Origin of the sequence: Marinobacter pelagius (assembly GCF_003315345.1) — a bacterium.
In the GTDB taxonomy this organism is placed as follows: Bacteria; Pseudomonadota; Gammaproteobacteria; order Pseudomonadales; family Oleiphilaceae; genus Marinobacter; species Marinobacter pelagius_A.
Map to the genome: position 1 here is coordinate 137,588 of NZ_QNRO01000005.1, position 15,448 is coordinate 153,035.

General features: G+C 60.6%; 15 protein-coding genes. 11 read left to right on the top strand and 4 right to left on the bottom strand.

What is annotated here, in order from left to right; translation table 11 throughout:
- Positions 1 to 68: 68 nt before the first annotated feature.
- The 10 genes from DET50_RS06700 (at position 69) to DET50_RS06745 (ending at position 10,212) form a co-directional block, all read left to right on the top strand.
- Positions 69 to 1,631 (top strand): ABC transporter substrate-binding protein, encoded by a 1,563-nt coding sequence (locus DET50_RS06700; RefSeq protein WP_113862102.1) that lies wholly within the window; start codon positions 69 to 71, stop codon positions 1,629 to 1,631.
- A 77-nt stretch (positions 1,632 to 1,708) separates the two neighbouring features.
- Positions 1,709 to 2,758 (top strand): ABC transporter permease, encoded by a 1,050-nt coding sequence (locus DET50_RS06705; protein ID WP_113862103.1) that lies wholly within the window; start codon positions 1,709 to 1,711, stop codon positions 2,756 to 2,758.
- Entirely contained in the window at positions 2,755 to 3,687 is a 933-nt protein-coding gene (locus tag DET50_RS06710; RefSeq protein ID WP_113862104.1) for an ABC transporter permease, read from the top strand. Before DET50_RS06705 ends, DET50_RS06710 begins: the two co-directional genes overlap by 4 nt.
- A 4-nt stretch (positions 3,688 to 3,691) precedes the next feature.
- Positions 3,692 to 4,690, top strand: a complete 999-nt coding sequence (locus tag DET50_RS06715) for an ABC transporter ATP-binding protein (protein WP_113862105.1) — start codon at positions 3,692 to 3,694, stop codon at positions 4,688 to 4,690.
- The gene (locus DET50_RS06720) at positions 4,687 to 5,697 is read left to right on the top strand and encodes an ABC transporter ATP-binding protein (RefSeq protein WP_113862106.1); all 1,011 of its coding nucleotides are present in this window, start codon (positions 4,687 to 4,689) and stop codon (positions 5,695 to 5,697) included. Before DET50_RS06715 ends, DET50_RS06720 begins: the two co-directional genes overlap by 4 nt.
- A 75-nt stretch (positions 5,698 to 5,772) precedes the next feature.
- Positions 5,773 to 6,678: a LysR family transcriptional regulator gene (locus DET50_RS06725; protein ID WP_113862107.1), complete on the top strand. Its 906-nt coding sequence runs from the start codon at positions 5,773 to 5,775 to the stop codon at positions 6,676 to 6,678.
- A 1-nt stretch (position 6,679) separates the two neighbouring features.
- On the top strand, positions 6,680 to 7,966 hold the full coding sequence (pepQ, locus tag DET50_RS06730; RefSeq protein WP_113862108.1) for a Xaa-Pro dipeptidase: 1,287 nt from the start codon (positions 6,680 to 6,682) through the stop codon (positions 7,964 to 7,966).
- A gap of 105 nt (positions 7,967 to 8,071) precedes the next feature.
- Positions 8,072 to 8,278 (top strand): bacterioferritin-associated ferredoxin, encoded by a 207-nt coding sequence (locus tag DET50_RS06735; RefSeq protein WP_113862109.1) that lies wholly within the window; start codon positions 8,072 to 8,074, stop codon positions 8,276 to 8,278.
- A gap of 89 nt (positions 8,279 to 8,367) precedes the next feature.
- On the top strand, positions 8,368 to 8,844 hold the full coding sequence (bfr, locus tag DET50_RS06740) for a bacterioferritin (protein WP_091997532.1): 477 nt from the start codon (positions 8,368 to 8,370) through the stop codon (positions 8,842 to 8,844).
- Between the two features lie 9 nt (positions 8,845 to 8,853).
- The gene (locus DET50_RS06745) at positions 8,854 to 10,212 is read left to right on the top strand and encodes a phosphohexomutase domain-containing protein (RefSeq protein ID WP_113862110.1); all 1,359 of its coding nucleotides are present in this window, start codon (positions 8,854 to 8,856) and stop codon (positions 10,210 to 10,212) included.
- Between the two features lie 209 nt (positions 10,213 to 10,421).
- Here DET50_RS06745 and DET50_RS06750 read toward each other — a convergent pair whose 3' ends face one another.
- Both DET50_RS06750 and DET50_RS06755 read right to left on the bottom strand, forming a co-directional pair.
- Positions 10,422 to 11,540 carry a phospholipase A gene (locus DET50_RS06750; protein WP_113862160.1) on the bottom strand — a complete coding sequence of 373 codons (1,119 nt, stop codon included), beginning with the start codon at positions 11,538 to 11,540 and terminating at the stop codon, positions 10,422 to 10,424.
- Between the two features lie 10 nt (positions 11,541 to 11,550).
- Positions 11,551 to 11,889, bottom strand: a complete 339-nt coding sequence (locus tag DET50_RS06755; protein WP_113862111.1) for a hypothetical protein — start codon at positions 11,887 to 11,889, stop codon at positions 11,551 to 11,553.
- Positions 11,890 to 12,092: 203 nt separating this feature from the next.
- On the opposite strand from DET50_RS06755, the gene DET50_RS06760 reads away from it, so the two are divergent.
- Positions 12,093 to 12,506 (top strand): c-type cytochrome, encoded by a 414-nt coding sequence (locus DET50_RS06760; RefSeq protein ID WP_113862112.1) that lies wholly within the window; start codon positions 12,093 to 12,095, stop codon positions 12,504 to 12,506.
- Positions 12,507 to 12,579: 73 nt separating this feature from the next.
- On the opposite strand, the gene DET50_RS06765 is transcribed toward DET50_RS06760, so the two are convergent.
- Together DET50_RS06765 and DET50_RS06770 are read right to left on the bottom strand one after the other, a co-directional pair.
- Positions 12,580 to 13,095 (bottom strand): hypothetical protein, encoded by a 516-nt coding sequence (locus DET50_RS06765; RefSeq protein WP_113862113.1) that lies wholly within the window; start codon positions 13,093 to 13,095, stop codon positions 12,580 to 12,582.
- Positions 13,092 to 15,416, bottom strand: coding sequence for a galactose oxidase early set domain-containing protein (locus tag DET50_RS06770; RefSeq protein WP_113862114.1), 2,325 nt, complete (start codon positions 15,414 to 15,416; stop codon positions 13,092 to 13,094). The genes DET50_RS06765 and DET50_RS06770 overlap by 4 nt, the downstream gene beginning before the upstream one ends.
- Positions 15,417 to 15,448 lie beyond the last annotated feature (32 nt).

A 15,448-nucleotide genomic window follows, 5' to 3' on the forward strand; every position in this document is an offset into this window, starting at 1 on the left:
CCCAGGCAATCGGCGCCATTTTGCGCCGATGTTCCGTGAAAATTCCTAAAACAGCGACGGAAAACGCGATGAAAAAACTGATTGCAGCATTTGTCGGTTCCATGGCCCTGGCAGCGGCACCGGTAGCCCTGTCCGCCGAGGCGACCAAGGAACTGAAGATGGCGTACGACGCCGACCCCGTGACCCTTGATATCCATGAGCAGCTCTCAGGTGGCATCCTGCAGTTGTCCCACATGACCTTCGACCCGCTGCTGCGCTGGACCCAGGACCTGGGTTTCGAGCCGCGTCTGGCCGAAAGCTGGGAGCGGATCGATGACAAAACCATGCGGTTCAAGCTGCGTGAAGGGGTGGAGTTCCATTCCGGTAACGAGCTGACAGCCAAGGATGTGAAGTTCACCTTCGACCGGCTGAAACAGAGCCAGGACTTAAAGGCGATCTTCCAGCCATTCAGCGAGCTGAAGATTATTGATGACTACACCTTCGAGCTGGTGACCAAGGAGCCGTACCCGCTGCTGCTCAACACGGCTACCTACATTTTCCCGATGGACAGCGAGTTCTATACCGGCAAAACCGAGGACGGCAAGGACAAGAGCGCCATCGTCAAGCATGGCAACTCCTTCGCGTCCGAGAACCTGTCCGGAACCGGTCCTTACATTGTCACCGAGCGCCAGCAGGGCGTCCGGGTGGAGTTCGAGCGTTTTGACGACTACTGGGATACCGAGTCTCCGGGTAACGTCGGCAAGATCACCCTGACTCCGATCAAGGAGAACGCCACCCGCGTTTCGGCGCTACTGTCCGGCGGCGTAGACTTCATCGCGCCGGTGCCGCCGACCGATCTGGAGCGCATCAAGCAGGATCCGAACAGCAGCCTCGTCACCATGAGCGGTACCCGGATCATCCTGTTCCACATGAACCAGGAGCGAGTCGAAGCGTTCAAGAACCCGAAGGTTCGTCAGGCCATTGCCTATGCCATCAACCAGGAGGGCATAGCCGCCAAGATCATGAAGGGCTTCGCCACGCCGGCCGCCCAGATGTCTCCGGCCGGCTACCAGGGCCATAACGAGTCCCTCACGCCGCGCTTCGATGTGGCCAAGGCCCAGCAGCTGATGAAGGAAGCCGGTTACGAGGATGGCTTCACCATCACCATGATGGCGCCGAACAACCGCTACGTGAACGACGACAAGATCGCCCAGGCGGTAGCGGCGATGCTGGCCCGTATCAACATCAAGGTGGACCTGAAGACCCTGCCGAAAGCCCAGTACTGGCCGGAGTATGACAACCGCGCGGCTGACATGATGATGATCGGCTGGCACGCGGATACTGAGGACTCCGCCAACTTCTACGAGTTCCTGACCTTCTGCCCGGATGCCGACAGCGGTTCCGGCCAGTACAACGCGGGCAACTACTGCAACCCGGAAATCGACGCCCTGGTACAGAAGGCCAACGTCGAGACCGACCTGGACAAGCGCGCCGCCATGCTGCAGGAAGTGGAGCAGCGTCTGTATGACGATGCCGCCTTCGTTCCGCTGCACTGGCAGGATCTGGCCTGGGCCTCGAAGAAGAACGTGAACATTGAGCCGGTGCTCAACGTCATGAACTTCCCGTACCTGGGTGACCTGGTTGTGGAGTAATCGCCTTTAATGGCAGGCCGGCACTGGAGTGATCCGGTGCCGGCCTTTTGTTTGCAAGCCTTATCCGGAAAATTTCCATGTTAGCGTTTTTGGTTCAGCGGATTTCCCAGGCGTTGCTGGTCATGTTCGTGATCAGTGTGATCGCCTTTGCCATTCAGGATGGCCTCGGGGACCCGCTTCAGGAAATGGTGGGCATGTCCGTCTCCGAGGAGGAGCGGGAAGCCATTCGCGACGAGCTCGGGTTGAACGACCCGATGGTGGTCCAGTACCTGCGGTTTGCCGGCAATGCGTTGCAAGGCGACCTGGGCAACTCCTACTTCTACAGCAAGCCGACCCTGGAGGTGATCGCCGAGCATCTGCCCGCGACTCTGGAACTGGTGATCGGTGCCAGCCTGATCATCGTGTTTCTGTCGGTGCCGATTGGCGTCTACGCCGCGATCCGGCCCCAGGCCTGGCTGTCCAAATTCTTCATGGGCGTCAGTACCGTGGGTATTTCTATCCCGGTGTTCCTGACGGCCATCGTGTTGATCCAGCTGTTCTCCATCGGGGTGGCGGTGAACTGGTTCCCGTCGGACACCGGTTGGGGGCAATGGCTGAATGACTTCTTTACCACCGAGGGCGGTCTGCCGTCTTATGGGCGCGGGGATAATCTGACGCACCTGTTCGGCACCTGGAACTCCGGTTTCTTCAGCGAAGGTGGGTTGATGCATCTTGTTCTGCCCTCGGTCTCGCTGGCTTCCATCATGCTGCCGCTGTTTATCCGGCTGATCCGGGCCGAGATGATGGAAGTGCTGCAGAGCGACTACATCCGCTATGCCCGGGCCAAGGGTCTGAGCGCCGGTCGCATCAACTTCCTGCATGCACTGAAGAACACCATGCTGCCGGTGATTACCGTCGGCGGCGTGCAGATCGGCATCATGGTGGCCTACACAATTCTCACCGAGACCGTGTTCCAGTGGCCGGGTGTCGGGCTGATGTTCCTGGAGGCGATCACCCGCAGCGACATTCCCCTGATCGTGGCCTACCTGATGGTGGTCGGCCTGATTTTCGTGATCACCAACACCGTGGTGGACCTGGTCTATGGCCTGGTGAACCCCACCGTCAAACTGACAGGTAAGAAAGCATGACAACGGCAACGGTTTCCCGCTGGGACCGCTTCCGCGAGTCCTTCTTCTGGTACAGCTTCAAGCGCGACAAGGTGGCCATTGCCAGCTTTGCCGTGCTGCTGCTGATGGTGCTGGCGGCCATTTTTGCGCCGCTGCTGGCGCCCACCGATCCCTACGATCTGGCGCAGATCAACATCATGAATTCCGAGCTGCCGCCGGTGGGGATGAGCGGATCGGATCCCGCCTTCCCGCTGGGCACCGATGCCCAGGGCCGGGATCTGCTGTCCACGATTCTCTATGGCACCCGGGTGTCTTTGATGATCGGCTTCGGGGCAGTGATTCTGCAGGCGTTCCTGGGCATCCTGTTCGGCCTGCTGGCGGGTTACCTGGGCGGCAAGGTGGATGCCATCCTGATGCGCATCGCTGACGTGCAGCTCTCGTTCTCCACCCTGATGGTGGCGATCATTGTCGGTGCCGTGTTCAAGGCCAGCTTCGGCAACCTGATGTTCGGCGAGATTGCCATCTACATGCTGATTTTCATCATCGGTGTCGCCGAGTGGCCGCAGATCGCCCGTACCGTGCGAGCCTCGGTGCTGGCGGAGAAAAAGAAAGAGTACGTGGACGCGGCCAAGGTGATGGGCTTCGGCACACGCCGGATCATGTTCCGGCACATCCTGCCCAACACCCTGTCGCCGATCTTCGTCATCGCCACGGTCCAGATTGCCAACGCCATCATTTCCGAGGCGGCGCTGTCATTCCTGGGTCTGGGCATGCCGGAAACCCAGCCTTCCCTGGGGTCGCTGATCAAGTCCGGCTTTGACTACATCCAGAGCGGTTCCTGGTGGATCACCCTGATCCCGGGCCTGGTGCTGGTGGTGCTCGTGCTGGTCATCAACCTGTTGGGTGACTGGTTGCGGGATGTGATGAACCCACGGCTGTACAAGGGGTAACACCATGGCACTGTTGGAAGTAAAAGATCTGGATGTTCGCTTCGCGGTGCGCGGTGGCGACCTGACTGCCCTGCGCGGCATCAGCTTCAGTCTGGACAAGGGCGAGCGGCTGGGCCTGGTGGGGGAATCCGGCGCCGGTAAATCGGTGGCGGCCTTCTCGATTCTGAACCTGATCGCCAAGCCCGGTTATATTGCCGGCGGGCAGATCCTGTTCGAAGGCAAAGATCTGGCAGCCATGAGCGAGCGGGAGTTGCGCAAGATCCGTGGTAACCGCATCGCCATGATCTTCCAGGATCCGATGATGACCCTGAACCCGGTGCTTACCATTGGTACCCAGATGGTGGAGGCCATCCTGGCGCATCGGAACATCAGCAAGAAAGAGGCGAGGGCGATTGCCCTGGACCGGCTGAAGAAGGTGCAGATTCCGTCGCCGGAGAAGCGCCTGGACCAGTATCCCCATGAGCTGTCCGGTGGCATGCGCCAGCGGGTGATCATTGCCATCGCCCTTTTGCTGGATCCGGAGATCATCATTGCCGATGAGCCCACGACCGCCCTGGATGTGACCATCCAGGCAGAGATCATGGATCTGCTGCTGAACCTGTGCGAGCAGGAGAACGTGGCGCTGATGCTGATCACCCATGACCTCGGCGTGGTCTCCCAGGTCACCCAGCGCATGCTGGTGATGTACTCGGGCCGCATCATCGAACAGGGGCCGACCCGGGAAATCATCAACGATGCCCAGCACCCCTACACCCAAGGGCTGATCAACGCGCTGCCCCAGATGGGTGAACCCGGAGCGCGACTGTTCCAGATTCCCGGCTCCATGCCGTCCCTGAAGAATGTGCCCACCGGTTGCCCGTTCCATTCCCGCTGCAACTTCGCCACCGAACAGTGCAAGCAGGCGATGCCGGAGTATGTGCGTTCGGGCAATGTCGATGTGGCCTGTTACGAAGTCGCCAACCTGATTGAGCAGGAGAAACGCATGCAGGAGGCCGAATCATGACCTCCCCCCTGGTAAGTATTCGCGGTCTGGAGAAGCGCTTTGACCTCTCCGGCAGCCTGCTGGAACAGATCACCTTTGAGGGCGGCCGCTTCCGCCGCAAGCAGGAAGCCGTGCACGCCATCAATGGCGTCGATCTGGAAGTGCAGAAGGGCGAGGCCCTGTGCGTGGTGGGCGAATCCGGCTGTGGCAAGTCCACCGTAGCTCGCACGGTGATGGGGCTGATTTCCCCCAGCGCCGGGGAGATCCACTACGACGGTCAACGCATCGATAACCTGGACGGCAAGGCGGCACTGCCTTACCGGCGCAAGATGCAGATGATCTTCCAGAATCCCTATGCCTCCCTGAACCCTCGCATGACCATCCAGCAGACCCTGGAAGAACCGATCCGTTTCCACCATCCGGACTGGTCACAAACTCAGGTGCGGGACAAGATCCACGAGGTGATGCACTCGGTGGGCATCGATCCGGACTGGGGCAGCCGCTTCGGCCATGAGTTCTCCGGCGGCCAGCGCCAGCGCATCGCGATTGCCCGGGCCCTGGCGGTGGACCCGGAGTTCATCGTCGCGGACGAGCCGATCTCCGCCCTGGATGTGTCGATACAGGCCCAGGTGCTGAACCTGTTGATGGACGCCCAGGAAAGCCGCGGGCTGACCTACCTGTTCATCACCCACGACCTGGCAGTGGTGGAACATTTCGGCACCCGGGTGGCGGTGATGTATCTCGGCCGGGTGTGTGAGCTGGCCGATACCAGGAACCTGTTTGCCGCGCCCCGCCATCCTTACACCCAGGCACTGCTGTCTGCCATTCCCAAGCTGGAGGATGACCGGCCGAACCACATCCGGCTGAAAGGGGAAGTGCCAACGCCGGTAAATCTGCCCTCCGGCTGTGTGTTCCATGGCCGTTGCCCCTATGCCAATGAACGCTGCCGGCAGGAGGTCCCCCAACTGATCGCCACCGACGGCGGCACACAGGTGGCATGCCACGCGGTGGAAGAGGGGCGGTTGTAACGGGTGCGCTGCGATAGGCTATGATGCCTGCATTGACGTCCGGACCCATTCAATCGCATACCCTCAGGGAACTCCATGGAAGTACGCTGGCTGGAAGACTTTCTGGCACTTGCCCGCACGCGCCATTTCTCACGTGCTGCCGAATTGCAGCACGTGAGCCAGCCTACGTTCAGTCGGCGCATCAAGCTGCTGGAAGAGGCCATGGGCAGTACCCTGATCAACCGACAGACCCTGCCGCTGTCGCTGACACCGGCCGGGGAGGTTTTCCGGGAATTGTGCGAGCGCATTACCCGGGATGTCCGGGATACCAGGGACCGCATCGCGGCACTGGAAGCCGAGGCGTCGGCAAGGATCAGTGTCGGCTCTACCCAGGGCCTGTTCTCACATTTTTACCAGGGCTGGGCGACGGATGCGGGAATCGCCGAGCGCCTCAAGCTGAACCTGAAGGCCACCAGCTGGGTCGGAGAGCAATTCCTGGAAGCCCTGGAGAGCGGCGAGTGCGATCTGGTGCTGTGTTACTGGCACCCGGATCTGCCCTGGGGCGGCCGGCTGACGGCCGACAGTTTTGATTGGCTCGTGCTGGCCCGGGAAGCCCTGGTGCCGGTCAGCGTGGCTGACGAGCAGGGTCGTCCAAGGTTCCCGCTGCCCGGAAGTCCCGAGCAGCCGGTGCCGCTGATTGCCTACCATAACCGGGGTTTTCTGCAGTCGGCGATCGAGGGCCACCTGGCGCGCCACAAACTGACCGCCAACCTGTTGCCCCTGAACGAGAATACCCAGTCAGCCAGTATCAAGGCCCTGGTCAAACAGGGTTTTGGCATGGGCTGGCTGCCGCAACGGATGACGGAGAAAAGCGAGCAGTTCGGCAGCCTGGTGCGGGCTGGTGATGAGCGCTGGGACGTGCCCCTGGAAATCCGCTTGATCCGCCTGCGCGATGCCCGCTCGGACGATCTTTTGAAACTCTGGAAACAACTGGAAGACTGACATGCCTGATAAAGCCCTCCTGTCATTGCAGCTGGACCACCTGAACGAGCTGCAGGCCCGCTACGAATCGGCGCTGGCGGACCAGGGGTTCGACAGCCTGCTGATCGCCTCCGGCGCCGCGCCCTACCGCTATGGGGATGATCAGGCCTGGCACTTCCAGGGCTATGGCCCCTTCCTGCACTGGACCGGACTGACCGGCCGCGAGCACTGCTGGCTGTGGATCCGTGCCGGACACAAACCGGTGCTGTGGCTGTACGAACCGGTGGACTTCTGGCACGCCAACCAGCCGTTGCCGGAGGAACCCTGGCAGACGTTTATCGAAGTCCGTAGCAGTCAATCGCCCGAGGCGCCGGTGCTCGATGATCCGGGCAGTCTGGCGGTGATCGGCGATTCTGCTCTGTTGGATGGCGTACCCGGGGAGCCGAATCCGGAACACCTGCTCAGGGCCCTCGATGAAACCCGGGTGTGCAAGACCCCCTACGAAATCGAATGCCTGGCGCACGCCAACGCCCTGGCCCTGGCGGGGCACCGGGCGGCCCGGGACGCCTTCGCCGATGGCGAGAGCGAGTTCGGTATCAGTCTTGCCTACCAGCAAGCCACCCGGCAGCGGGAAGCGGACGCGCCGTATCACAGCATCATCGGTCTCAACGGCCATGCCGGAACATTGCACTACCAGTATTACGACACCCAGCCGCCGGGCCATTCCCGCAGCCTGCTGATCGATGCCGGCGTCCGGTTCCGGGGCTATTGTTCCGACATCACCCGAACCACCGCCGGGCCGGGGGAATCCCATTTCGCCGCCCTGGTTCATGGGCTTGAGCGACTGCAGCTCCGGCTGTGCGACATGGTGGCACCCGGTGTGGATTACATCGACATTCACCGCAAGGCCCACCAGGGCATTGCCGCCTTGCTCTCGGCCACCGGCCTGGTGACCGGTCTGGAGGACGACGACATCGTCGAGCAGGGCATTACCCGGGTCTTCTTCCCCCATGGCATCGGTCACTTCCTGGGCGTGCAGGTCCATGATGTGGCCGGTAAACCGACTCCCCCGCCGGAAGATGCCCCGTTCCTGCGCCTGACCCGGCAACTCGAGCCGGGAATGGTGGTGACCATCGAACCCGGGCTCTATTTCATTCCGTCATTGCTGGATCCCTTGCTGGAAGGGGGCTCGGGGCAGCACCTGAACCAGGATTTGATCAAGCAGTTACGGGGCTGCGGCGGCATCCGGATCGAAGATAACGTCGTGGTTACCGAGACCGGAAGCCGGAACCTGACCCGGGACGGTTAAGCCCGAAACACTCCGTTGCATAAAATTGATACAACGGGGTTGCAATTCCGGATGTGAATAACAATAATTATCACTAACTTTCATAACCGTTGGTGAGTTATTGCTATGTACGTTTGCCTGTGCCACGGGGTAACCGATCGGGAAATCCGCGAAGCAGCCGATAATGGCGTTTCATCCATGCGCCAGCTGGGCAAGGAACTGGGCGTCGGAACCCAGTGCGGCCGGTGCGCCTGCACGGCACGGGAAATTCTCCGGGAGAGCCGCTCCCCGGATTACCTGTCGCTTGCCAACATGCTCGCCCAGCCAGCCTGACGAGATTTCTTGCCGCGCCGTATTTTTCTCTTGGGCCATAAGGGGCTATCCTAAAAGACTGATTCACCAAGTCATCATGGAGCCCCGTTATGAAAGGCGACAAGAAGGTCATTCAGTATCTGAACAAGGTCCTCGCCAACGAGCTGACCGCTATCAACCAGTACTTCCTGCATTCCCGCATGTACAAGGATTGGGGCATCAGCAAACTGGCTGCCAAGGAGTACGAGGAATCCATTGACGAGATGAAGCACGCCGATCAGCTGATCGAGCGCATCCTGTTCCTCGAGGGCCTGCCCAACCTGCAAGACCTGAACAAACTGCTGATCGGTGAGAACGTCGAGGAAATGATTTCCTGCGACCTCAAACTCGAGCAGATCGCCCACACCGACCTGAAAGAAGCCATCGCCTATTGCGAGGAAATCCAGGACTACACCAGCCGCCAGCTGTTCCGCAGCATTCTGGATAGCGAGGAAGAACACATTGACTGGCTGGAAACCCAGCTGGAAATGATTGCCCAGATGGGGATCCAGAACTACATCCAGCTTCAATCCTCTGCTGCGGAGTAAACCCCGACAATGGACCTGTCCTGCTTCAAGGCATACGACCTGCGCGGTCGTGTGCCGGATCAGCTCAACCCGACCCTGGCCGAAAAAATCGGCCGGGCCTATGTGGAAGTGACCGGCGCAAAGAAAGTGATTGTCGGCTATGACATCCGCCTGTCCAGTCCGGAAATCGCTGAAGCCCTGAGCTCGGGCCTGATGGCGGCCGGCGCTGATGTGTTCGACATCGGCCTGTGCGGCACCGAGCAGGTGTACTTCGCCACCAGCCACTATAAGATGGATGGCGGCATTATGGTTACCGCCAGCCACAATCCCAAAGACCACAACGGTATGAAAATGGTCGGTCCCCAATCCCGGCCGATCAGCTCCGACAACGGCCTGAACGAAATCCGCGACCGCGTGCTCGAGCCCTTTGCCGACGCCGCGGAGCAGGGCAGTTACGAGCCGCTGGAAGTGATGAGCGCCTACGTCGACCACCTGCTCGGCTATATCGATGCTGGCGCCCTCAAGCCCATGACGATCGTCTGCAACGCCGGCAACGGCGGCGCCGGCCTGGTGATCGACGAATTGGAACAGCACCTGCCGTTCGAGTTCGTGAAAGTGCACCATCAGCCGGACGGCCACTTCCCCAACGGCGTCCCCAACCCGATTCTCCCGGAAAACCGCGCCGCCACGGCCGATGCCGTCATCGAGCAGGGCGCCGCCATGGGCATCGCCTGGGACGGCGACTACGACCGCTGCTTCTTCTTCGACGAGAACGGCCGTTTCATCGAAGGCTACTACATCGTTGGCCTCCTGGCCGACCAGTTCCTGCGTAAAACCGGCGGCGGCAAAGTCATCCACGACCCCCGCCTCACCTGGAACACCCTCGACCTGGTCAAAGCCGCCGGCGGCGAAGCCATCGAAAGCAAAACCGGCCACGCCTTCATCAAACAAAGAATGCGCGACGAGGACGCCGTCTACGGCGGCGAAATGAGCGCCCACCACTACTTCCGCGACTTCGCCTACTGCGACAGCGGCATGATCCCCTGGCTCCTGGTCGCCGAACGCCTCTGCCAGTCCGGCCAGACCCTCTCGTCGCTGATCGACGCCCGAATCGAAGCCTACCCGGCCAGCGGCGAAATCAACCGCACCATCGCCGATCCCCCCAAAGTCATCGCCGCGATCGAAGCCAAATACAGCGTCGGCGCCAAAAGTGTCAGCCACGTGGACGGCGTCAGCATCGAATTCGACGACTGGCGCTTCAACCTCCGGATGTCCAACACTGAGCCGGTTGTACGCCTGAACGTGGAATCGAGGGCGAATATCCCGCTGATGGAAGAAAAGACAAAAGAACTACTGGCGGAAATGGATCGACTGAACAAAGAAGGTTAACCAGAGAAGGGCACAAGGTGAGCTAGGCTCCAGGACTCTGGGGCGAGCGGGCAGGAAGGGCGGTCAGAAGCTGTGCGGAGCCATGGATGGCGGAGCTCAAGCGCCACATGGATGTGCCGCAAGGAGCGGGTTTCTGACCGCCCTTCCTGCCCGCTCAACCTTCTACAAAGCCTGCCTGCTTCGGCCTTGCACCAGAGGCCAGTCAGACCTCAGAGCCAATCGTTCAACATAATCCCGATCCCGAACCTCTCAATCCGGTGGTTATAGTCAATCAGACTCTCACCATACCCGTTGTAGTACTGAAAGAACCCCTTGACCGTCTCTCCCATCGGAAAACTGTACCCGAACTCAACGGACGTCCGATTGTCCGACCGCAGATTGTTCATCAACCGCAACGAAAACGTCCGGTCCTCAGACAGTTTATACACTGCCCGGTAATTGGCATGCCCCAGATACCGTTCGATATCGGCATTGTCATCGTTACTGTTCTCGGGAATCCGGTACCAGGGCTGCACCATGAACAGCCAGCGCCCGTAACTGTAGGCCGCGCTGCCCATAATCCGGTTCCAGCTCCGGGACCAGGGCTCCGACTGGCCGTTGGACTGGTGGTTAAACCCGAGGGTCACGCCACTCAATGTTCCCGGGCCAATATCCCAGTCGGTCCGGTAGCGCAGAAATATCTCCGGTTCATAATTGGTTTCCCGAAAGGGAGCTGAATCGTCCTGGTTGTAAACCTGCCAGTAGGATTGCTGGGTATAACCGAACCAAAGGGTAGTGCGATCGTCGAACAGGCCCGTTAACAACGGAACCTTGAAACTGATCTGGTATTTGGCCTCCAGGTTCCTGAGCTCGTAATCGTAGTTAGTGGTTCCGAGTCGGGGACTGGTCGGGGTGGCGTTGGGGTCATCAATCCAGCTGACCGGAAGGATATAGGTGGGACGGTGACCCACGAAACTGCCGGAGAAGGAAAAGATGGCCTTTTCTGCCGCCACATACTGGTCCAGCAGCGAATTCATGACGCTGTCGTCGTCCTCTGCAAGCCCCGAATCTTCCTGGACTTTTCCTTCGGCCATTGGCAGTTCCTCGCTCACGGCCTCCTCGGCCTGTTCCTGCTCGCTCTCGCGGGCCGCCTGCCTTTCCTCGTCAGCCTTGAATACCCGATCGAAACAGGCGAGCCTGCGAACCCCGTTTTCAATAAGCGCGCATTGCTCGGCGGACAAATCCCCGGATGGCTCGGTGCCCGCCGTCTGGGCAAAGGCCGCCGGAGCGGCCAGGGCAGTGAGACAAACGCTCAGGCCGGTGTTTCGAAGCCAGGCTGGATGCGTCATGGGATAATCCTCAGCTTGCATTCAGGCTCATCCAGGTGTTGGCAATGCCGTACACCCAGACCCCGATCAGGGTGATTGCCAGCAAGGCGAAAATGATTCTGTGGCGGGTACGATTGGTCGCATTAGCGGCTGCGACCCAGCGCAGGTACATCAGGCCGATAAAACTCAGAAACACCCCCAGGCTGGCAAAAGCCGGGATCAGCAGCCAGCCGGCGCTGATCTTGCTGCCGTCGGCGGTCTGGCTGGAAAACCAGGCCATGGAGCCCAGAAGAACGGCCAGGGCGGAGAACTCAAGAATCAACAGCGGTTTGCGCCAAGGATGCGGGCGGTTGCTTTCTGCGTCTGGCATTGAGCGGGTCCTGGAAGTCGGGTTGGTTGGAATGCCGGTATGGTACCTGTATTCACAAATTCGTGCCTGAGGGCTTACGAAATCGCAATTAAACCGGTTGAAATCAATTTATGATTCTGGCCTTTGGTTTTTTTGCCGGGGTACAGTCGCTATAATGCGGCGACCAAAGATTATAACGCTCAAATGCGAGGTGCATTGTGAACATGAAAAGAGTCCTGGCTGTTGTTCTGCTCGGTTTCGGCCTCACCGCCGGCGCCGTCATGGCTAGTGTTGAAGACGAGATCCGCGCGCGTATCGAACCGGTTGGTGAAGTGTGTCTGGAAGGCGAGGAGTGTGGCGCCGCAGCCGCTCCGACCCAGGCAGCCAGCTCTGGCCCCCGTTCCGGCAGCGAAGTCTACGACGCTGTCTGCATGGCCTGTCACACTACCGGCGCTGCTGGCGCACCCAAGATTGGCGACACCGCGGCCTGGGCTCCGCGCATCGACAAAGGCATGGAAACCCTGATTAACCACGCCCTCAATGGCTTCAACGCCATGCCGGCCAAAGGCGGCTGTGCCAGCTGTCCGGATGAGGAAATCAAGGCGGCGGTTGAGCACATCGTTTCCCAGAGCCAGTAAGCACAAAACGCGCTTAACATGCCTTGGCACCCATCTGCGCCCTTTTAAGGGGCGCAGATGGGTGTTTTCGTTTCTACGGCATGGGTTTTGGTTCGAGACTTCCCTTGAGTTCGAAGAGCCCCCCGTTTTCGTCCACGATCTCTATAGTCCACTCTTCCCTGTGACCCGACCCGACCGCCAGACGAGGGTCCATCCATCCGTACGTGCCTGACTCTGAAACAGTGGTCCAGCCTGAGGGCTGAGCCTGTTTCTGCCGCTGATCGCTGAGCCTGTGGGTAAGGCTATCCTGGTTGGCTTTCACGGCCCTTTCTGTGATCCGCAACATCGGCTCCTGGTTTTCACCAAGGACCGTCAGTTCCTGTTCCCCGCGGTAGCTCAACAGCAGCCCGGGTCTGGGCGCATCCAGGATCATCACATCGAGCCCCTCAATGACCGGGGCCGCCGTGATCGTGGCGGCGATCCGGCTGTCCGGCGAGTTGTCTGTCTCCGGTGCTCCGTGCCCCAGGGCTGGCCCGGCGCAAAGCGCCAGGCCAGCCGCTGCCACGGTGCAAAACCATCGGATGCTACCCTGATGGATTGCTTCGCTCATAGCATGTCTCCCAGTTCATCCAGCAGGCTTCCGCTGCTGGTCGAGGTATCGGTGTCTGCAACCTGGGTGTCAGCCGTGCAGGCGAGGGTGGTATTTATCACCGTGACCGGCGCCGAGACCGAAGGCACCCGGCCTTCGTCCGATGGTTTACTGACAAACAGCATGTACTTGCCAGCCGGCACCACGTCGTGGCTGTCCGGCATAGCGAGACGCAGGTTGCGGCCACTGCGGGAAGCAATCGGGAGTTCCACTGCCCGCTGGTCGCCGTCGATCAGGTGGGTCATGGCGGTGCGCCGGATCAACAGCACTTCATCGATGCGTTCGGCGTCATCCACCTGGATGCTGAGGGTGTCGCCGATGGTGGCCGTTTCTGGCGCTGACAGGATCTCGGGGCGGTCATCCCGCATGGCATAGGGCGGGGTATAGATCTCGAAACTCGGATCGCGGCCGGCATTCGGTCCCAGGCCGAAGTCCTCGAGGTTGATATGGGAGAGGTAGGCGGTATTGATCGGGGCGTGGCCGGCCACCAGAATCCGTCCGTCCGGAAGCAGTACCGCAGTATTGTGGTAGGTCCTCGGGCGGTTGGCCGTGGCCATTTCGGTCCAGGTGCCGGTTTCGGGATCAAAGCGCTCGGTGGTCATGATCGGCCCTTCCAGCCCCGGCGATACTACGCCATCGCGGGTACCGCCGCTGAACACCATCACGCTGCCATCGGGCAGCAATACATTGGTGCCGTACCAACGGGGCTGGTTCAGCGGCCCGGTCAGTCGGGACTCGTAATCCAGTTGTTCGCCGTCAATGCTGATGGTGTCGATGCGGCTCTGTGCGACCGGCAGATAGCCGCCCGGGTTGGTGAGCAGGGCGTAACTGGGTACGCCGCCCGCCGTCAGCAGTTCGACTTCGTTGTACTGGCCGTTCTCATCCGGCCGCAGCGGCAGCATGGTGCTGGAGGTGGAGCCGCGCATACCACCGGCAATGGCGGTTTTCAGGGTTTCCTCGTCCAGATTCAGGTCAGAGGCGGCAGTCAGCAGGTCGGTGGGGGATTCGAGCACGCCACCCAGCAGGCTGCCAGTCTGTTCCATGGACAGGTTGGTGATGTTGAGGGTGCTGCTCAGCTGTTCCAGGCCCACTTCATCCAGACGCAGGGGCAGGCCGGCATAACCGATGTCGGTCCAGCGCTGGGTGTCGGGATTGAAGCTGGCCACGATATTCCAGAGCGCCTGATCATAGCCCTGGCCGAAGGGATTGAAGGCCTGGCCGCCGGCGTTGTACAGCACATGGCCATTGGGCAGCAGGTGCATCCTGGGATAGAGAGGGAGTGATCGCTGGGCGGTACTCGGGTTCTCGGTCCAGGTACCGGTGCAGGGGTCGTAGGTTTCCGTTTCCACCACGTTCCGGCCGGAGTTGAGCGGGTCTTCGGGGTAGACCGGCTTGATCAGTTTGGTGACGCCGCTGGCCACAAACACGTCGCTGTTTCCGAGCGTCACCAGCGACGGGTACCAGCGGCCATAGGTCATGTCGCCGCTCTGGGTCCAGGTATTGGTGCTTCCGTCAAAGATCCGGGAGTTCTTGATGCCCTCCAGTTCGGCCACCCCGATCGGAAAGCCATCGACCCCGGGTTCTGAATAGTAGTCAGTGCCGCCGACCGCCATGATCCTTCCATCGGCCAGAGCGATGATGTCGGAGCAGAACAGCGCGCCGTCGTTCTTTGCCGTGTTGTCGGCGGTATCCAGGGCGCCATCGAGTTCGGTGCCATCAAGCAGGGTTTCTGAGTCATTGCCGTCGGGATTGGCGCCTGCCCGCAGCGGATCCGGTTTGATCCACCGGGGTGTGTCCGCCTCGCCGAGCGCCAGAACCCGGCTCTGATCGTTGATGGAGACCTCGCCGAATTCCGCCACGATGGACAATTCGACGTTTTCCGTTCCTTCCAGAGCGTTCAGGTAGAGTACCCGGCCGTCCTCAAGTACCGCCATGGTGCCGGCCGCCGGTTTGCACTCCAGCAGGCCCTCGCTGTTGGTCACGCAACGCTCATCGGTTGTCACACTCTCACCGTCGACGGTGATTAGGGGCTCGGCGAAGGGATCGCTGAAGAAACCTTTGACGGGATCACCGGTCGGTGCCCCCGATTCGGCGGATTGGGCCACCTGATCGCCGGCCACCACTGTGTCCTGGCCGGACGAGGTTTCGGCGCCGGAGCTGTTGCTGCTGGTGCCGGAATCGTCACCGCCGCAGGCGGAAAATGCCAGTGCGGAGCTGATGGCCAGCAGCAGTTTACCCGGCCGCAGCTTGCTGGAGCCGTACGAAAGATCGATCGGTTTCATTTCGTTCTCCTGGTCTTGTTGTTGTGTCGAGG